At 71.2% G+C, this 19,540-nt stretch carries 14 protein-coding genes; 8 read left to right on the plus strand and 6 right to left on the minus strand.

Features of this window, described 5'->3' with window-relative positions; genetic code table 11:
- Positions 1-7 precede the first annotated feature (7 nt).
- From BLR04_RS04555 to BLR04_RS40445, 8 genes are all read left to right on the plus strand, one after another.
- Positions 8-2,746 (plus strand): conjugal transfer protein, encoded by a 2,739-nt coding sequence (locus BLR04_RS04555; protein WP_176902933.1) that lies wholly within the window; start codon positions 8-10, stop codon positions 2,744-2,746.
- Positions 2,747-2,793: 47 nt separating this feature from the next.
- Positions 2,794-5,268 (plus strand): ATP-binding protein, encoded by a 2,475-nt coding sequence (locus BLR04_RS04560; RefSeq protein ID WP_090759904.1) that lies wholly within the window; start codon positions 2,794-2,796, stop codon positions 5,266-5,268.
- Positions 5,265-7,544 (plus strand): TrbL/VirB6 family protein, encoded by a 2,280-nt coding sequence (locus BLR04_RS04565; RefSeq protein ID WP_090759906.1) that lies wholly within the window; start codon positions 5,265-5,267, stop codon positions 7,542-7,544. Before BLR04_RS04560 ends, BLR04_RS04565 begins: the two co-directional genes overlap by 4 nt.
- Positions 7,545-7,547: 3 nt before the next feature.
- A complete protein-coding gene (locus tag BLR04_RS04570; RefSeq protein ID WP_090759908.1) occupies positions 7,548-8,168 on the plus strand; it encodes a hypothetical protein in 621 nt (206 codons plus the stop codon).
- Entirely contained in the window at positions 8,165-9,259 is a 1,095-nt protein-coding gene (locus tag BLR04_RS04575; protein WP_090759910.1) for a C40 family peptidase, read from the plus strand. The genes BLR04_RS04570 and BLR04_RS04575 overlap by 4 nt, the downstream gene beginning before the upstream one ends.
- A 13-nt stretch (positions 9,260-9,272) precedes the next feature.
- On the plus strand, positions 9,273-9,668 hold the full coding sequence (locus BLR04_RS04580) for a (deoxy)nucleoside triphosphate pyrophosphohydrolase (protein ID WP_090759912.1): 396 nt from the start codon (positions 9,273-9,275) through the stop codon (positions 9,666-9,668).
- A 162-nt stretch (positions 9,669-9,830) separates the two neighbouring features.
- Complete coding sequence (locus BLR04_RS04585; protein WP_143021955.1) at positions 9,831-11,714, plus strand: hypothetical protein; 1,884 nt, start codon at positions 9,831-9,833, stop codon at positions 11,712-11,714.
- A gap of 99 nt (positions 11,715-11,813) precedes the next feature.
- Complete coding sequence (locus BLR04_RS40445; RefSeq protein ID WP_090759916.1) at positions 11,814-13,124, plus strand: hypothetical protein; 1,311 nt, start codon at positions 11,814-11,816, stop codon at positions 13,122-13,124.
- A 55-nt stretch (positions 13,125-13,179) separates the two neighbouring features.
- On the opposite strand, the gene BLR04_RS04595 is transcribed toward BLR04_RS40445, so the two are convergent.
- The 6 genes from BLR04_RS04595 to BLR04_RS04620 form a co-directional block, all read right to left on the minus strand.
- Positions 13,180-13,932: a succinate dehydrogenase/fumarate reductase iron-sulfur subunit gene (locus BLR04_RS04595; RefSeq protein WP_090759918.1), complete on the minus strand. Its 753-nt coding sequence runs from the start codon at positions 13,930-13,932 to the stop codon at positions 13,180-13,182.
- A complete protein-coding gene (locus tag BLR04_RS04600) occupies positions 13,929-15,830 on the minus strand; it encodes a fumarate reductase/succinate dehydrogenase flavoprotein subunit (RefSeq protein ID WP_090759920.1) in 1,902 nt (633 codons plus the stop codon). The genes BLR04_RS04595 and BLR04_RS04600 overlap by 4 nt, the downstream gene beginning before the upstream one ends.
- 12 nt (positions 15,831-15,842) lie before the next feature.
- Entirely contained in the window at positions 15,843-16,568 is a 726-nt protein-coding gene (locus BLR04_RS04605; protein ID WP_425413425.1) for a hypothetical protein, read from the minus strand.
- A gap of 247 nt (positions 16,569-16,815) precedes the next feature.
- Entirely contained in the window at positions 16,816-17,265 is a 450-nt protein-coding gene (locus BLR04_RS04610) for a response regulator (protein ID WP_090759924.1), read from the minus strand.
- Positions 17,262-18,404, minus strand: a complete 1,143-nt coding sequence (locus BLR04_RS04615) for a sensor histidine kinase (protein WP_245740026.1) — start codon at positions 18,402-18,404, stop codon at positions 17,262-17,264. Before BLR04_RS04615 ends, BLR04_RS04610 begins: the two co-directional genes overlap by 4 nt.
- Complete coding sequence (locus BLR04_RS04620) at positions 18,401-19,531, minus strand: PP2C family protein-serine/threonine phosphatase (protein ID WP_090759926.1); 1,131 nt, start codon at positions 19,529-19,531, stop codon at positions 18,401-18,403. Before BLR04_RS04620 ends, BLR04_RS04615 begins: the two co-directional genes overlap by 4 nt.
- Positions 19,532-19,540: the final 9 nt, after the last annotated feature.

Here is a 19,540-nt window from a genome sequence, read left to right on the forward strand (position 1 = left end):
GGACCGCGTGGACCTGCCCACGTATACGAACATCTGGCGAATCGAGAAGCGTCTCTACAAGCTGTACGACCTACGGCTGCCGATGCCGCTGCCCATCGTCTGGATCGGTGTGTTCGTGGGGGTGTTCGTCCCGTGGTCGCTCCTGCTGGTCCTGGTGGGCGTGCCGGTGGAGATGCCCTGGCACGTGCTCTACCTCGTGCCGCCCGGCATCGTGACGTGGCTGTCGACCCGTCCGGTCATCGAGGGCAAGCGGCTCACCGAGCTCCTGGAGTCCCATCTTCGCTACCTGGGCGAGCCCAAGGCCTGGTACCGCCTGACGCCCGGGTCGGAACCCGACACGGTCACCTTCTCCGGCCGCGTCTGGCGGACCACGTACGCGCCCGCGAGGTCCACCGAGGCGCGCAAGGCCCGCCGGCCGCAGCGCCGGCGTGAGGGGCAGCGGATCACCGGGCCCCGGCAGGTGCGTCCCGCCGTCGCCGCCGCTGCAGCCGCGGCCGCGCAGGCTCCCGTCGCCGAGCCGGCCACCCGTACGGGCTGGGGCAGCCGCCGCGGCGCCGCTCCCGCCCTCCGGGCGCGCGTACGTCCCGAGCCGGTGCCCGGCGTGGCGGCGAGCCCGCCACGGCGCGAGGACGGGCTTCCTGCGCGCTCCGGCTGGCGCCTGGTGTCGCTCCCCGGCCCCGCTCCGGCCGCCGACCCTCCGGAGCCCGCCGGCGTGCAGGACGGATCGCTCGTCCCTTCCGAGGACGTGTCCCAGGAAGCGGCTCGCTCGGTGCGGGAACCGGCCGTCGTGCGAAGGGCCCCGCAGGCCGACCCCGACGCCATGGACGCCGAGGCCGTGGCGGGCGACCCGGGTGACATGGACGCCGAGGTCGCGGTGGCGCGTGAGGTGGGCGTACCGATCAAGACTGCTGAGAGCCGCAGGCCCGCGGCAGGCAAGCCGATCGACACCGAGGCGTTGCGGCGGCTGCGGCGGCTCGCCGCGAGCGTCGACGCGCCCGCCGACCTGACGCCCGCCGACCTCACGTCCGCCGGGTTCGCGTCCGCCGACCTCGCGCAGGACGAGCCCGCGCCCACCGTCTTCGCGCCGGCCGAGCCCGTGGCGACCGAGTCGCCCGAGCGCGTGCCCGTCGTGTTGCCTGAGGCAGTCGCGGACGTGCGGGACGAGGACGCGTACGACGAGGAGGTAGCTCGCGACCAGCACCGCAAGGGGCAGCCGCCCCGGGTGGGCCCGGCCAAGGTGCTGGCGGCCACGGGGCAGGTCTGGCCCGCGCTCACCCCGGAGGGCAAGCCCCTGCCCCGCCCGGCCACCGATTTCCACCTCCCCGCACACACCACCACCCCCGCGAAGGACGCGAGTTCCACGCCCGTGAAGGACGCGGGCCCAACGCCCGTGAAGGACGCGGGCCCAACGCCCGTGAAGGACGCGGGCCCAACGCCCGTGAAGGACGCGGGCCCAACGCCCGTGAAGGACGCGGGCCCAACGCCCGTGAAGGACGCCGGTCCCGCTGCTGGGTCCTCTGACCGCGGTGCTGCCGCGGAGGAGGGCGAGGGGGCGTTCTCGACCAGGGCGGGTCGGGGAGAGGCCGTCCCTGCTGCGCGGGACGGGTCCGACGCCGGCAGCGACGCCGTCCCTGTCGCGCGGCAGGACGCCGCCGAGGGTGTAAGACGGGCGGACGCGCCCGGTGAGAGGCGCGGGGCTCCTACGTTCGAGCGGCCGCGCAGGGTCGTGGGTGACGGCGGCGGCGAGCTCGTCGCCCCGGTGCCAGGGCCGCGTCCGGGGGAGGGGCGCGTGCGGCGGGTCGAGTCCGTCGTCGGGCGCGACTCCGGCGGATGGCGGCGCATCGCCCAGGTCGTGGTCGGCAACACCGGCGGCATGCGCACGGACGGGTCCGAGATCGACGAGGCGCGGGCCAGAGGCGTGTTCGCGGGCGGCCGCCGGGTCGTCGTGCTGGGCTGCACCGGCGGCGCCGGCCAGACCACGACGGCGCTCATGCTCGGCCACACCTTCGCGAAATACCGCGACGACCGGGTCGTCGCCGTCGACGCCAACACCGGCGGCGGCACCCTGACCAGCAAGATCCAGCCGGAGACCCCCGAGACCCTGACGTCGTTGCTGTCGGGGCTCGACCGGGTCAGCGGCTACCTCACCATGCGGGGATACACCACGCGGACCGCCTCGGGCCTCGAGGTGATCAGCGCCGACACCGACGCGGGCGCCGAACAGCGCCTCGCGGACAGGTCCTTCTTCTCCGACCACCGGCTCGGTGAGTCCATGCGCCTGCTCGACCGCCACTACAAGCTGGCGGTCATCGACCCGGCCGCCGCTCTGGCGGCCCGGTTGCTGCCGTACGCCGACCAGCTCGTGCTGGTGGTGCCGGCGAGCGAGGAGGCGCCGGAGGCGGTGGCGATGACGTACGAGTGGCTCGACGGGCACGGCTGCGCGGAACTGCGCAGGCGCGCCGTGATGGTGGTCAACGGCGTCAGCAGACGTTCGATGGCCGACGTCGAGCAGGCGGAGTCGGTGGCCAGAGGCAGATGCCGGGCCATCGTCAGGGTCCCCTGGGAGGACGACCTGGCGCCCGAGAAGGCCGAGGTCGTCGATCCCGGGCAGTTGCGCGCGGCCGGGCGGCGGGCCTACCTCGCCCTCGCCGGTGTCGTGGTCGCGGGCTTTGCGGCACAGACCGTACGACCGAGCGAAGAGGAGTTGGCGAGTGACCCCCCGGGCACGAGAATCGGTGAGCGATAAGTGAACAAGCGAGCAGGTCTGGCCCGTTCATGCGCCGAGGGGGCGGCATGAGCAGGGCATCGCGTGCGCACCAGCGTCTCGCGGTCCGGTACTTCGACGACCGCATCCTGCTCACGGACACCTGCGCATGGGCGTACTTCCGCCTTCCGACGGTCAGCTACGAGTTCGTCACGCCTGAGGAACGCGAGGCGCTGGCCACCAACATCACGATCGCGCTGGCCGCGATCCGGATGCCCGACGCCGAGGTCCACCTGCGGGTGGCCCACCGCACCTACCCGGCGGCCGAGTGGGCCATGGCCCTCAACGCGACCTCCGACGAGGGGCCGGGCTGGCGCGACTACCTGGAGGAGATGTACCGGCACGTCTGGGCGAAGGACTTCTGGACAAAGGAGGTCTACCTCGGCGTCCGCCTCGGGCCGCGCGGCAAGCAGCTCGGCGGCGCGTTCTCCCAGCTCTTCGGCTTCTACCAGAAGACCGAGAAGGTCCTCGGCATGGAGGACGACCACGTGCCCGCCGGCGAGATCGGGCGATGGACCGAGCAGGCCGAACGCCTCGGCAGGGCGCTCGCGTCCAGCGCCCTCTACGCCCGTCACGCCACCTCCGTCGAGGTGGCGTGGCTGTTCCAGCACGCCGCCGCGGGCGGCATCGGCGACCCGGCGCCGTCGGCCAGCCCGCGCAGGCGGTGGGGCAGGGGCGAGATCGAGTCGCTGGTGGAGGGCGAGATCCACAACGGCAGGTCGCTGCTGCGGATCGTGCAGCCGCAGGGCGACTCGTACGTCGCCTTCCTGTCGTTCGCCCGTTTCCCCGACCTCATGCCGTTCCCCGACGGCGAGCCGTGGCTGCACTTCGCCGACCAGCTGCCGTTCCCGGTGGAGATCTCGTCGCGGATGCGGCTGATCCCGGCGGTGAAGGCGTCGAAGGACGTCGCCCGCAAGCTGGCGCACGCCCGCGACATGGACAACCACATCCGCGAGGCGGGGGCGGAGGCGCCGCTGGCCCTGGCCGAGCAGATCGACGCGGCCCGGATGCTGGAGCACGGCATCACCAAGGAGCGGCTGCCGTTCGTGTACGGCTGGCACCGCCTGATCGTCTCGGCCCCCACCGAGGAGATCTGCGTGCAGCGGGTGGAGGCGGTGGTCGAGCACTACCGCGACATGGGCATCGACGTGGTCAACTCGACCGGCGACCAGTTCTCGCTGTTCTGCGAGACGCTGCCCGGCGAGAAGGTGCGCGTCAACGCCTACGCCCAGCGCCAGCCGCTGCGCACGATCGCGGGCGGCATGGCGACGGCCACCGTCGACCTCGGCGACCGGATGGGCGAGAGCACCGAGGGCTGGCTGGGGCCGTACATCGGCGAGACGGTCGGCAGGGCGCGCAGCATCGTGCACTTCGACCCCCTGGTGGCGGCGACCCGTAACCGGCCGACCGCCATCGCGATCACCGGTGAGCCGGGCGGTGGCAAGACCACGCTCGCGCTGCTGATGATCTACCAGATGGCGCTGCGCGGCGTCACGGTCGCGGTGATCGACCCGAAGGGCGACGCGGAGTCGCTCGTCCAGCTGCTGGAGAAGCGGGGGCGCAAGGCGCGCGTCATCCCGCTCGGCTCTGCCGCGCCCGGGCTGCTCGACCCGTTCTCGTTCGGCGACGACATCGCGGCCAAGAAGACCATGGCCACCGAGACGCTGCGGCTGCTGCTGCCGCGCATGTCGGAGGAGCGCGAGTCGGCGATGATCCAGGCGGTGGCGGCGGTGTCCAACCAGCCCGACCCGTCGCTGGGCAAGGTGGTCGACTTCCTGGAGCGGGCCGACGACCCCGCCTCGAAGAACCTGGGGGCGGTGCTGCGGTCGATGTCGGAGATGCACCTGGCCCGGCTCTGCTTCGACCCCTCGGGCGGCGACCAGATCGACAGTGAGGGCTGGACGACCGTCTTCACGCTGGGCGGGCTCACCCTGCCCGACGTGGCGACGGGCCGCGACGACTACTCCTACGAGCAGCGCCTGTCCGTGGCGCTGCTCTACCTCGTCTCCCAGTTCGCGCGCAGGCTGATGAACGGCCTCGACCGGCGCGCCCCCAAGGCGATCTTCCTGGACGAGGCGTGGGCGATCACGTCCACGCCCGAGGGCGCGAAGCTCGTGCCGGAGGTCAGCCGGATGGGCCGCTCCCGCAACACCGCCCTGGTGCTGGTCTCCCAGAACGCCGGAGACCTGCTGAACGAGCAGGTGACCAACTGCCTGTCGTCCGTGTTCGCGTTCCGGTCCACCGAACGGGTGGAGGTCGACCACGTCATGTCGCTGCTCGGGGTGGAGTCGTCGGAGGAGCACAAGGCGGTGCTGCGCTCCCTCGGCAACGGTGAATGCATTTTCCGCGATCTCGATGGCAGGGCGGGCCGCATCGGAGTAGACCTGATCTCCGAGGAGCTTCTCCGCTGGCTCGACACGAATCCGACACACGACAAACCCGTCGCCGCGGGGCATGATGATCTTCAAGGGGGCGTGGGCACGGCGCAGGAGGTACGGTCATGAAGATCCGGCTGTCCAGACGGCTGGCGCTCGTTCTCGCATTCGCCCTCGGCATCCTCGTGGTGCCGCTCGCCGTGGGCGCCACGCAGCCGGCCGCCGCGGCCCCTTGTGACCTGTCGGGCGCCCTGGCTCCCGAGGTGATCGGCGGCGGCACCGACGGCATGATCCAGCCGCCGGCCCCCGAGGGCCCGCCCCAGGCGCCGACCACCAACTACGGCCAGTTCGGCATGAGCGGCCAGTTCTGGCACACCCACGATCTGGGCTGCTCCGACTACGTGGCCGTGCTCGGCAACATGTGGGCCAACGGCATCTTCACCGCCGCCAAGGCCATCGACCGGCTGACGATCACGACGTACCAGGCGGCGGCGACCGAAGGGCCGCTCCAGGCCATCAAGGACGTCGTCGACGACATCGTGAAGAACCTCGCCGACGCCATGTACTGGCAGTACCTCCAGCCGATCGTGATCCTCGGCGCGATCTGGCTCGCCTGGTACGGGCTCATCCGCAAGCGGGCCACCACGACCGCCGAGGGCGTCATCTGGATGGTGCTCGCGGTCACCGTGGCGGTCTGGTTCTTCAGCCGTCCCGGCGACTTCACCGGCCTCGGCAAGGTCGTCACCGACAAGACCGGCGAGGTCGTCAACTCGGCGTTCTCCGGCCTGCCTGGGGCGGGCGGCGCGTCCTGTCTGCCGCCTCCCGGCGAGACGAACCCGCAGGTACAGGCGGGCGGCTACGGCCAGACCGGCACGCCGGGGGTCGAGCAGAACGCCGACGCCCTGTGGTCGACGCTCGTCTGCAAGCCGTGGCTGGTCGGCCTGTTCGGCACCGCCGACCCGCAGCAGCCCATCGTGCGCGACTTCGGCCGCAAGATGCTGGAGATCCAGTCGATCCCGCCCGCCGTGGCCGGTCAACCGGCCCCCGACGTGGGGGCCAGGCAGTCGGAGTACGCCGCCACCGCCGACAAGCTGCGCAACGACCCCCGTTACACCGTCTTCTCCGGCCGCGACTGGAGCAACCGGCTCGGGGTGGCCGTCGGCGCGTTCATCGCCGCCATCGTGGCCGGGTTGCTGATCTTCCTGGTGGCGGTCTCGCTGCTGGTGCTGAAGGTCGGGTTCCTGCTGCTGCTGATCCTCGGGCCGATCTTCCTGCTCATCGGCGTGCATCCGGGCAGCGGCCGGATCATCGCCATGCGCTGGGTGGAGATGCTCGTCGGGACGCTGCTGCGGCAGGCCGTCCTGACCATCGTGCTGAGCGTCCTCGTGTACGGGTACGCGCTCATCATCTCCACGGCCATGCCGTGGGGGCTGCAGGTGCTGTTCATGGCGCTGCTGACGATCGCGGTGTTCTTCTACCGGCGGCCGTTCCAGCACCTGTTCGCGTCCATGAGCGGGCACACGGTGGCCACCCGCATGCTGGGCGAGGCGGCGAGCTCGTCGGTGCTGGAGCGGTCGGCGGCCGCGCTGCCACCGGTCGCGTCGGCTCGCATCGGACGCTGGGGGCTGCGCAAGGCCGAGCCGCTCATCCGGGCGGCGGGCGCGGCCAGTCCTGCGGGCGCCGCGGCGAATGCGGCGACGGCTCAGGTGCGCGTACGCGGTGAGGAGGGCGAGGGCGCGTCCGTGGGCACCCGCGTTCCCGCGACGGCGGCTCCGCTGGACACCGAGCACCAAGGCGGCAAGGCGGCGGCACGGGCGTCGCTCGAACCGCGCCGGGGCACCGCGCCTCCGCTCAACCTGGGCGGGGCGGCACGCGCGCGCGGCGGCGCTTCCGGGGCGGCCGTGACCGCCTCCGGCGGGTCGGGTTCCGGTGGGTCCGGTGGGTCCGGTGGGTCCGGTGGCTGGTTCGGCGGCCGGTCAGGCGGCGGATGGGCGCGGCGGGGCGGCGGGGGCAGCACGGCGAGCGGTTCAGGTGGCGGTTCGCGTAGCTCCCGCTTCGGTGGTTCTGGCGGGTCGCGGGGCTCCGGCGGCCTGTTCGGCGGTTCCGGCGGTTCTCGCTCCGGTGGTGGTTCTCGCTCCGGCGGTGGGTCGCGGTCCGGTGGTGGGTCGCGGTCCGGTGGCGGCCTGTTCGGCGGGTCGGGTGGCGGTTCCGGCGGGCCGCGTACGAACGGCGGCGTGTCCCGGTCCGGCGGGGGTTCCAGGATCTTCGGCTCCGACGAGTCGTCGTCCCGTACCACGGAGGCGCCGCCGCTGTGGCTGCGCAGCGGCGGGAACGGCGGCGGCTCCGGGGGAGAGAGCCCGTCCGTGCCCTTCTGGCTCAAGCCGAACAACCCCGACAAGGACTGATACATGGCGCAGCCAGGTGACCGGCGGGGGTTGGCCTTCGCCGCCATCGCCGTGGTCTTGGCGGCCGTCGGCCTCTACCTGACGGTCTGGTCAGACCCTCCTGAAGCGGAACCGTCCGAGGCGCGGCCGCGGCCCACGACCGCGGTGGCGTCCAGCACGCTGCTGGCGACCGCGAGCAGCGAGCCGTTCGACGTGTACGCGTACCTGCCGATGACCAAGGAGCAGCTCGCCGCGGCGGCCGATCTCGCCGAGCGGTTCACCGCCCAGTACGGCACGTTCCGCTTCGACGAGGACCCGGCGGCGTACGCGGCGCGACTGAAGGCGTACACGACCGCCGAGCTCGCCAACACGCTCGTCAGGACCATGACGTCGGCGGGGACCGTCGAGCAGCAGCGTGCCGACCGGACGGTCTCCACGGCCACGGCCCGGCTGAAGGAGATCAGGCAGGTCGAGAGGAGCTCCATCGTCTTCGTGGTGACCGCGACCAGGAAGGTGGCCGCCGCGAGCGGCGACCAGGTCGTCTCGGAGGACTACGCGGTCACCGTCAGCCAGCTCGGATCCGACTGGCGCATCTACGACATCCTGCCGGCCACGGAGGGCCAGGAGGGAGACACCTCGGGGTGAAGCTCTCACCGACACGCCTCGCCTTGCTGCTCGGGCTCGCCGCGGTGCTTCTCGTCGTGGCGGTCGTCATCTCGCCGATGCTGCTGATCACGATGCCGTCCTTCCTGAGCGACGGTGGCACCACGGCCGACTGCACGGACACCGCCGACGTCGAGCAGGTGTCCGACTCGGGAGCCTCCGACATCCCGGAGAACTACCTGGGGCTGTACCAGGAGTACGGCAAGAAGATCGGCGTCCAGTGGACCATCCTGGCGGCCGTGGGCAAGCGGGAGACCGACCACGGCCGTTCTGACCTGCCGGGCGTCAAGAGCGGCACCAACTACGCCGGCGCGGCCGGGCCGATGCAGTTCCTGATCTCCACGTGGGGCGGCAAGGCCAGGATCCCGATGTCCTCGACCTTCAACGGGTACGCCTCCGACGGCGACGGCGACGGAGTGGGCGACGTCTACAACCCGGCCGACGCCATCCTCGGCGCCGCGAAGATGCTGAAGCGCAACGGCGCCCCCGAGAACGTGCGTCGCGCGCTGTTCGTCTACAACCGCGCCTGGTGGTACGTCGACCAGGTGGAGGAGATCGCCAGGAGGTACGCCAAGTCGGGCGAGGTCGAACTGCCGCCGCAGGCGTCGGAGGACTGCGACGACCCCCTGGTCGAGGCCGCGCCCAGCGATGTCGTGGCGAAGATCCTCGCGTTCGCGCTGGCGCAGCGCGGCAAGCCGTACCTGTGGGGCGGCACCGGGCCGGACGCGTACGACTGTTCTGGGGTCATCTACGCCGCCTACCGGGCGGCTGGGCTGGCGATCCCGCGCACCACGTTCGGCCAGTGGCCGTTCGGCATCAAGGTGTCGGCGGGCCAGGAGCAGCCCGGAGACCTGGTGTTCTTCAACTCCGGGCCGGGTACGTCCCCCGACAGCCCGGGACACGTGGGGCTCGTGGTGTCGAAGGGCAAGATGCTGGAGGCGCGGTGCCGGCTGTGCGGTCCCATCAAGGTCACGAGCTACGGCTCCCGTACGGACCGGGTCGGGTTCACCCGCCCCCTGCAGAACCCCGATGTGCAGGAGCAGCTCAAGAGGCTGCAGAATCCCACTCTGTGAGGAAAAGGACTACATGAGCGCGGTCGTCGTCGTGGCTGCGGTGATCGTCGCCTCCGGAGAGCGGGTGCTGGCGGCGCAGCGTGCCGACCCTCCCGCCCTCGCCGGTGGCTGGGAGTTCCCTGGCGGCAAGGTGGATCCCGGCGAGAGTGAGGAGGCGGCGCTCGTACGGGAGTGCGTCGAGGAACTCGGCGTGCAGATCGCTGTGGGCGAACGCGTCGGGGACGACTGGCCGCTCGCCGAGGGTTACCTCATGCGCGTGTACCTGTGCTCGCTCGTCTCGGGCACGCCGCAGGCCCGTGAACACCTGGCGTTGCGCTGGCTCGGACCGGGCGAGTACTACTCCGTCGACTGGCTCGGAGCCGACCTTCCGGTCATGAAGACGGTCGAGAATCTCCTTCTCCGCGACTAGGGCATGAGGATGGGATCGTGCCTCTCTGTGACACAATGACTACTCATAGTGATTTGTCGCAGCGGGGGAGTCGGAATGATGCGGCGTGGCTGGATCATCGCCGGGGCCCTGATTCTGGCGGCGGTTCCCTCTGTGCCCTGGGCGGCGACGGGGGTATCGCTGGTGCTCGAAAGGGTGGACATAGCCGACGGCACCGGGAAGTGGATCAGGACCGGCGACATGCAGCGGTTCAAGGTCCGCCTGAACGGGATGGGCGAAGGGGCCCAGGTGGCGGTCGCCGCCGACCCGGCGGAGGCGCTGGCTGAGGTCGCCTGCGCCCCGCCTGCCGGCCTCACCGCCACCCTCACGGGCGACCGTCCCGCGGGGTTCGACGGCCGCGCGCCGTACCTGGCCGATCGTACGGACGACATGAACGTGCCCCAGCGCCCCGACGCGGCCGACTGGACCGCGCAGGCGTCCCAGCCCTCGCCCTCCCTGACCCCGGCCCCGATGCGCGCGCCGGCCTCGACCTCGGCCCTGACCCGGGTGCCGGCCCAGGCCGCCGTCCCCACCCCGACCGGAGCCTGGGTCGAGCGCGCGGGTTACGCGGCCGGGGCCGAAGGCGGCGCCTCCGAGGCGGAGAGTGGCGCGGCCGGGGTCGAGCGTGGTGCCGTCGGGTCTGCGCCCGACGGTGGTGCGGCCTGGGCCCAGGGTGGTGTGGCCGAGGTCGGGAGTGCCGGCAGTGTGACGGAGGCCGAGCGGGCTGGGGTTGTGGCCGCTGGGGCGTTGGCCGAGCGGGCGCTGGCCGCGACCGACACGCCGCTCTCGGCGGGGGCCGTTCCGCCTGGGGCGCAGGTGTGTCGGCTCGGGGAGCTCAGCGGTGAGCGGGCCGTCGATGTCACGCTGACGGCGCCGTCCGGGGCTGAGGAGATGGTGCTCGCGGCGGTGGTCCGGATGCGGCCGCTCTCCGGTGGCGAGACGACGACGATGACGGAGACCGCCGCCCTCCCGATCCACCGCGCCGGTCCGGCAACCACCGACTCCGCCGATCCGACCACCACTTCACGAACGTCGGCCCTCCCCGACAGGGCCTCTTCCGGGCTTGCTGGTTCGCCCGACACGACTTCTTCCGGGACGGACGGTCTGCCTGACGGGACGTCGCCGGCAACCACCCGTCGCCCCGACGCTGCCGCACCCGGGGCACCCGGGGCGGCCGGGGCCGCCGGGGAGACGCGGGGCGGTACACCGGCCGGTGGTGCCGGTCAGGCAGGTGCTCGGCCTCCTACTGCCGGTCAGGCGGGTGCTCGGCCTCCTGCTGTGGGGCAGGCTGCGGCGGGTGGCGTCCGGGCTCCCGTCGTCGGGGCGCCACGGCCCGCGCGGGTGCTGGCACAGGCGCGTCGTCCCGGTGGGATCGCCCCCGGGAGGGTCGCGGGCGCGGCAGGCGCGGGCCACGCGCAACAGGGCGCTACGGGTCTCCAGGGCGCGACAGGCCAAGCCGGGAAGACCGGCAGCCAGGCAGCGGGCACCGGTGGCCAGGCGGCGGCCGGCACACGGCCCACCGTCGTGAGCGGCCAAACGGGAGCCACGGCAGGGAAGCCCGGTGCGGTGGCGGGTCGCCCCGAGACGAAGGGGCAGCCCAATGCCGGTGCGGCCGGGGCGAAGCCGGGGGCGGCGGGGCAGGGGAGTGGTGCCGGGCAGCCGGGGTTGATCGGTGGGCTGGAGCATCAGCCGAGCGTTCCGGGTCAGGCCGGCGTGCCGGGGCAGGCCGGGGCTGGGCAGGTCGGGGCCGGGCAGGTGCCCGGGCAGGCTGGGGTGCCGGGGCAGGCTGGTGGTGGGGCGTTGGCGAATGGGCTTGCCGCGTTCCAGGACGACGAGGGAGCGGTGGAGCCGCCGTTGCCGTGGGAGCTGGTCGCGTCGGCGCAGCCCGTACGGGCTGGTAAGGCGGCGAACGCGGTCGAAGGCGCCACCGGGTTGTTCATGACGGCGGCGGGGATCGCCGTGCTGATGGGCACCCTGTGGATCATTGTCACGGTACAACGAGGCCGTAACCGGAGAAACGTGACGTAAAGCGGGCTTTACTGTTCCTTTCCCCCGACTAGTATTCCCTTGACCAAGGTTCCGGGAGTACTGCGGAGGACACCGGTGGCACGCAGGAAAGCGACAGCCGTGTCCGCTGCCGCCCTGGCGCTGGGCCTGGCGGGTGTCGGGGTGACGCCGTTCGTCATGCAGAGTGCGAGCGCCTCGGTGCTGCTGGACCCCGTCGTCGAGCCGTGTGACGTCGGCGAGGTGTGCGACATCGTCCCCGAGACGACCGTCACCGTGACCACGACACTCGGCTCGCCGTCCCCGACGTCCACCGAGGAGGACGAGCAGCCGAGGACGACGGTCACCAGGACCGTCACCGCGACTCCGACCCCGACGAGGACCACCAGGTCTCCCAGGCCGACGAAGACCTCCGACTCTCCGACGACGAGCGCGCCCCCGACCATCCCGACCCACTCGCTGCCCACGCAGGACGTCGAGGTGCCGGTCGTGCCGCCGCCGACGCCCACCGCGCCCACGCCTGAGCAGTCCGTCGAGTTGCCGACCGTCGCGCCGGACGATCCGACCCCGACGGCGGTGCCGACCGAAACGGAGGTGGCCGCCTCCGAGGAGGTGCCGCTGGAGCTGCGCAACGCGGCGCCGGAGTTCGACCAGAAGACGCTGACGCAGCAGCTCAGCATCCCGGCCCTGGTGATGGTGCTGCTCGCGCTGTTCGCCGTGCTCGTCTTCGAGGGACGGCTGCGCCGCATGGCCCACGCGGCGGCGGTACGGAAGGCCGGCCCGCAGCCACGACCTGACATGATGCCGCCGGGCGGTTACCCGGCGGGTCCCGGGTACGCCGGTTTCCCGGCCCCCGGTTACCCGGGCGGTACGGCGTACGCGCCGATCATCAGTTTCGTGCCGGTGCAGACGTACCCGAGCGCGCAGCCGCCCTACGGCCCGGGCTTCCCTGACCCGACCCAGCCGTACCCGCAGCAGGCGTACCAGGAGCCGCCGCCTCCGGCGGACCCCGTGGTGCTGCGGCCCGACGCGTTCGACGCCGGCACCGAGTCGGCCGAGCCCGCCCGCGAGCGTGACCCGTTCGAGCCGGTGATCCCGGCGGAGCCGACACCGGGGGACATCCCGCCGGGCGGCGCCGACCCGTACGACGGCCCGCAGCCGCCGCTCGGGCCTGCCTCGGCGGCCGAGGCGGGCGACTCGGAGCCGTGGGAGCAGCCGGGTTCGCTGTTCGTCCCGAAGAAGCACGGTGAGTCGAAGAAGCACGGTGAGTCGAAGGAGCACGGCGAGCCGTCCGGGGACTACGAGCCGCCGCCGTACCTGCCTGCCGATCTTCCGGCGGATCCGCCGTCGGCGGGCGAGGTGACGGCGGTGCAGCCGCTGCCCGAGCCGGAGGAGCAGCAGAGCGGGAAGCACAAGCGCCGCAAGAAGAAGTGACCCACGACGAAGCGGGGGCCGGTCGCCCAGACCGGCCCCCGCTTCGCGTCGCGCGTTACTTGCCGCGCCTGAAGATCTTGTTGCCGAGCCAGACCAGCGGGTCGTACTTGGCGTCGACCACGCGCTCCTTCATGGGGATGAGCGCGTTGTCAGTGATCTTGATGTGCTCGGGGCACACCTCGGTGCAGCACTTGGTGATGTTGCAGTAGCCGAGCCCGTGCTGCTCCTGGGCGGCGTCCTGCCGGTCGGCCACGTCGAGCGGGTGCATGTCGAGCTCGGCGATCCGCATGAGGAAGCGGGGACCGGAGAAGTTGGTCTTGTTCTCCTCGTGGTCACGGATCACGTGGCAGACGTTGTTGCACATGAAGCACTCGATGCACTTGCGGAACTCCTGCGAGCGCTCGACGTCGACCTGCTTCATCCGGTACTCGCCCGGTCGCACCCCGGCGGGCGGCGTGAAGGACGGGACCTCCCGGGCCTTCTGGTAGTTGTACGACACGTCCGTGACGAGGTCCTTGATGACGGGGAACGTCCGCATCGGGGTGACCGTGATGGTCTCGTCCTCGTCGAAGGTGGACATCCGGGTCATGCAGCCCAGCCGGGGCTTGCCGTTGATCTCCATGCTGCACGAACCGCACTTGCCCGCCTTGCAGTTCCAGCGCACCGCGAGGTCGGGCGCCTGGGTGGCCTGGAGGCGGTGGATGATGTCGAGGACGACCTCGCCCTCGTTGACCTCCACGGTGAAGTCCTCGAGCCTGCCTTCGCCGCCCTCACCGCGCCAGACCTTGAACTTTGCCTTGTAGCTCATGACTTCGCTATCCCGTCGAACTCGGCCATCTCTTCGTCGGTGAGGTACTTCTTCAGCTCGTCCCCGTCGAACAGGGCGAGCAGGTCGTCGCGCATCTGCGGCTGCGGCTGCTCCTCGACGCGTACGCCGTCGCCGGGGCCGAGGGAGCAGACGAGCAGCTTGCGGCGCCAGGTGGGGTCCATGGCCGGGAAGTCGTCGCGGGTGTGACCGCCGCGGCTCTCCTCGCGCAGGAGCGCGGCGCGCGCCACGCACTCCGACACCAGCACCATGTTGCGCAGGTCGATCGCGAGGTGCCAGCCCGGGTTGTAGATCGGGGAGCCGGCCGCGCCGACCATCGCGACGCGCTCCTTGAGCTTCTCCACGACCTGGAGGGCCTCGGAGACCTCCTCGGCCTTGCGGATGATGCCGACCAGGTCGTTCATCGTCCGCTGCAGCTCGTGGTGCACCTCGTACGGGTTGTCGCCGCTGCGCCCGAGCGGGGCGAGCGCCTCCTCGCGGGCCGCGTCCACCTGCTCGGCGAGCACCTTGGGACGGGCGGGGATCCGGTCGACGTACGCCGAGGCGCCCGCGCCCGCGCGGCGGCCGAACACCAGCAGGTCGGACAGCGAGTTGCCGCCCAGCCGGTTGGAGCCGTGCATGCCGCCGGACACCTCGCCGGCGGCGAACAGCCCCGGTACGGCGGCCGCGCCCGTGTCGGCGTCGACCTCGACGCCGCCCATGACGTAGTGGCAGGTCGGGCCCACCTGCATGGGTTCGGCGGTGATGTCGACGTCGGCCAGCTCCTTGAACTGGTGGTGCATCGACGGCAGCCGCCGCTTGATCTCTTCGGCGGGCAGGCGGGTGGAGACGTCGAGGAAGACGCCGCCCTGGGGTGAGCCGCGTCCGGCCTTGACCTCGGCGTTGATCGCGCGGGCCACCTCGTCACGCGGCAGCAGCTCCGGCGGGCGCCGGTTGTTGGCCTGGTCGGTGTACCAGCGGTCGGCCTCCTCCTCGGTGGTGGCGTACTGCGCCTTGAACACCTCGGGGATGTAGTCGAACATGAAGCGCCGGCCCTCGGAGTTGCGCAGCACTCCGCCGTCACCGCGGACGGACTCGGTGACGAGGATGCCGCGCACGGACGGCGGCCAGACCATCCCCGTGGGGTGGAACTGGATGAACTCCATGTTGATGAGCTTCGCGCCGGCGAGCAGGGCGAGGGCGTGGCCGTCGCCGGTGTACTCCCAGGAGTTGGAGGTGACGACGTACGACTTGCCGATGCCGCCGGTGGCGAGGACGACGGCAGGTGCGTCGAAAAGCACGAAATTTCCGGACTCGCGCCAGTAGCCGAACGCGCCGGAGATCGCGTCGCCGTCCTTCAGCAGCCGGGTGATCGTGCACTCGGAGAAGACCTTGATGTAGGCCTCGTAGTCGCCGTGCGTCTCGTAGTCCTCCTGCTGCAGCGCGACGACCCGCTGCTGCAGCGTACGGATCAGCTCGAGACCCGTTCGGTCGCCCACGTGCGCGAGACGCGGGTACTCGTGCCCGCCGAAGTTGCGCTGGCTGATCTTGCCGTCCTTGGTGCGGTCGAACAGCGCGCCCCAGGCCTCGAGCTCCCAGACCCGGTCGGGGGCCTCCTTGGCGTGCAGCTCGGCCATCCGCCAGTTGTTGAGGAACTTGCCGCCCCGCATGGTGTCGCGGAAGTGCACCATCCAGTTGTCGGCGGAGTTGACGTTGCCCATGGCCGCGGCGGCGCCGCCCTCGGCCATGACGGTGTGGGCCTTGCCGAACAGTGACTTGCAGATGATCGCCGTCCGCTTGCCCTGCTGGCGGGCCTCGATCGCGGCGCGCAGGCCGGCGCCACCGGCGCCGATGACGACGACGTCGTATTCGTGGCGCTCTGTGTTGTGCGTGTTTTCCACTGAAGTCGGTCCTTACGCGAACGGGAAGGCGATGATGCCCTTGGCGACCAGGCGGACGTAGAGGTCGGCGCCCATGACCGAGAACATCGAGGCCCACGCGAGTTGCTGGTGCTTGGCGTTGAGCTTGGAGACGAACGTCCAGGCCCGATACCTCAGCGGGTGACGGGAGAAGTGGTTGAGCCGGCCCGCGGTGATGTGCCGGCAGGAGTGGCACGACGCGGTGTAGGCGTTGATCAGGACGGCGTTGGCGATCAGGATCCACGACCCGAGGCCGTCCGGCTTGTGTACGACGGCGAGGACGGCGTCGTAGGCCAGGACGAGTCCGATGACGATGGCCGCGTAGAAGAAGTACCGGTGGATGTTCTGCATGATGAGGGGGAAGCGGCGCTCACCGGTGTACTTCCCGTGGGGCTCCTGGACGGCGCACGCGGGGGGTGACAGCCAGAACGAGCGGTAGTAGGACTTGCGGTAGTAGTAACACGTCAGCCGGAACCCGCCGGGCAGTGCCAGGATCAGCAGGCCTGGCGACAGCGTGTACCAGTCGCCGATCGGCGCCCAGCCGAACACTCGCGCCCCTTCCGGGCACGTCACCGCGGCCAGACAGGGCGAGGCGAACGGGGCGATGTAGGGCTCGACGAAAATGCTCGTGTCGATGATCGCCCATACACCATAGACAAGGAACGAGCTGAGCCCGAGAAATGTTACGAACGGGACCAGCCACCATCTGTCTGTGCGCAAGGTGCGAACTTTGACTTGCGCACGCTGTCGTCGGACCGGGGCTTCGGGCGTCGTCTGGGTCATCGTTGACCTCTCCACCTCCCGCGGACCCTTCGCGCCGGGGGTCCGTGGTGTCGTTTCGCTGGGCGCGCTCACGGCTCGATCCGCACGGGGCGCGCGTTTGGTGGGGGATACGTTACGACGACAGGATCCATTTGTGTGAGCAGCGTCACTCACGCCAGCTGTGATTCCCGTCACGTACCGTGCGTCAAAGCCGATTCCCAGGAATCGGCAACTTAACCACGGTGACGAAGAAATTATCTATTTGGCGGACAACTCGGATGAATTGCTCGAAATCGACAGGTTTGGTGACATAGGCGTTGGCGTGCAGCCGATAGCTGTGCAGAATGTCCTCCTCCGCCTCAGATGTCGTCAGGACCACCACGGGAATGGTCCGCAGCGCCGCGTCCGCCTTGACCTCGGCCAGGACCTCGAGGCCGCTCATCCGGGGGAGGTTGAGGTCGAGGAGGACCAGGTCGGGGCGCGGGACGTCGGCGTAGCCGTCCTCCTGGCGCAGGAACGCCATCGCCTGCTCCCCGTCGTTGACCACGTGGAGCCGGTTGCGCACCTTGTTGAGCTCGAACGCCTCGCGCGTCAGGAGGATGTCGCCCTGGTCGTCCTCGACGAGCAGCACCTCGATGGGCCGTCCCTCGTTCATCGTCCGTCACCCGCCGCGGGGAGCAGCCAGCGGAACGTGGTGCCGTGCCCGTCGGCGTCGCCGTCGAGCCAGAGCCGCCCGCCGTGATACTCGACGATCTTCCGGCAGAGCGCGAGGCCGATGCCGGTGCCCGGGTAGACGTCGCGGGCGTGCAGCCGCTGGAAGATCAGGAAGATGCGGTCGGCGTACTTCTGGTTGACCCCGATGCCGTTGTCGGAGCAGCTGAACTCCCACATGTCGCCGTCGCGCCGCACCCCGATGTGGATGCGCGGCGGCTCGGCGGAACGGAACTTGACGGCGTTCTCGACGAGGTTCTGGAACAGCTGCGTGAGCTGGGAGGCGTTGCCGTCGACCCGGGGCAGCTCGTCGCGCGTGACCACGGCGTCGGCGTCCTCGAGTGCGGCCGAGAGGTTGTCCAGCGCGCGGTCGAGCGCGGCGCCCGCGTCCATCGGCGACCTGCCGCCGTTGACCCGGCCCACGCGGGAGAAGTCGAGCAGGTCGTTGATCAGCAGCTGCATGCGCTTGGCGCCGTCGACCGCGTAGTGGATGTACTGCCGGGCACGGTCGTCCAGCTGCTCGCCGTAGCGCTGTTCCAGCATCTGCGTGAAGCTCGCGACCTTGCGCAGCGGCTCCTGCAGGTCGTGACTGGCCACGTACGCGAACTGCTCGAGCTCGCTGTTGGACCTGCGCAGCTCCTCGGCCTGGTCGCTCGCCACCCGCCAGGCCGACACCACGCGGCGGCGCATGGAGTCGATGTGGCTGGACAGCTCGGCGAGCTCCGCCGGGCGGTCGACGTGCAGATCGCGGTCGAAGTCGCCGCCCGCGACAGCGCGGACCTGCTCGGTGAGCTGGTCGATGGGCTTCAGCACCGCGAAGCGGACGACGAAGACCAGCCCGAGCCCGCAGGCCAGGAGCAGCCCGAACACCAGCAGCAGGGCGGTGTTCAGCCGCGCGATCTGCGCATCGACGTCGGTGCGCTGGGAGAGGGCGACGGCGTCGCCGAGGATCGTCATGATGACCGCGAACCCGGCCGCGAACGTCACGCCCGCGAGCGTCCCGATGGCGAGGAACCAGCGGGCGACCGGCAGCCGGCCGAGCCCGGTGGGCTCCTTGGGCGGGGGAAGGGGGTGGATGCTCACGTTCTCCTCCTGCCCAGCAGGACCACGGCGAGATCGTCACTCAGCGTGCCCACATGGCTGATCAACCGGTCGAGGTCGATGCGTCCGTGTTCGCGTACGAGGTCGACGAGGCCGTCGACGCCCAGTTCCTCGCGCTCGCCCGCGGCGGCCTCGATCAGGCCGTCGGTGTAGAGCATCATCGTCCACTCCTCGCCCAGCGGAACGTCGATCTCGGTCCACCGCGCGTCGAGGAAGATGCCGAGCGGCGGGCCGGACGGCGTGCCAGGCACCACCGTGACGACGCCGTCGCGGACGAGCAGCGGCGGCGGGTGGCCGACCACGCGCATGCGGGCGTGGGACAGGTCGGGGGAGATCGTCGCCATGCACAGGGTGGTGAAGATCTCGGGCGCCTTGCGCTCGGCGCGCAGCAGGGTGTCGAGGGTGCGCAGCAACGTGTCGCCCTCCTGGCCGGCCAGGACGAGGGCGCGCCAGGCGATGCGCAGCGCCACACCGAGCGCCGCCTCGTCGGGGCCGTGCCCGCACACGTCGCCGACCACGACGTGCACCGAGCCGTCGGGCATCTGCACGGTGTCGAAGAAGTCGCCGGCCAGCGTGCCGCCGCTGCCCGGCAGGTAGCGGGTCACGTGCTGGATGCCCGAGGTCCGCAGCAGGGGGCCGGGCAGCAGCGCGCCCTCCAGCCGGGTGTTCTCCTTGGCCGTCAGCTCCGCCTGGACCAGCCGTACGTGGGCCAGGTCGGCGCGTTTGCGCTCCATGGCGTACCGGATGGACCTGGCCAGCAGCCGCGCGTCGACGTCCTGCTTGACGAGGTAGTCCTGGGCGCCCGACTGGACGGCGGACACGCCCACGTGGACGTCCCGCAGCCCGGTCAGCACCAGCACGGCCGTGTCGGGGGCGAGCGCGAGCACCTCCTCCAGCGCCTCCAGGCGGGTGGCGTCGGGGAGGGTGAGGTCCACCAGGACGCACTGGATGTCGGAGGTCAGCTTGGCCTTCGCCTCCTCCAGGCTGCGCGCGCGGAAGATCTTGGGAGGCGCCACGGCCTGCTTGAGGAGCTCCTCGACGAGGAACGCGTCTCCGTCGTCGTCCTCGATGAGCAGCAAGGTCAGCGTCTCGGAAAGATTTGCCGTCACATACGCCTC

Source organism: Nonomuraea maritima, assembly GCF_900100395.1.
Lineage (GTDB): Bacteria > Actinomycetota > Actinomycetes > Streptosporangiales > Streptosporangiaceae > Nonomuraea > Nonomuraea maritima.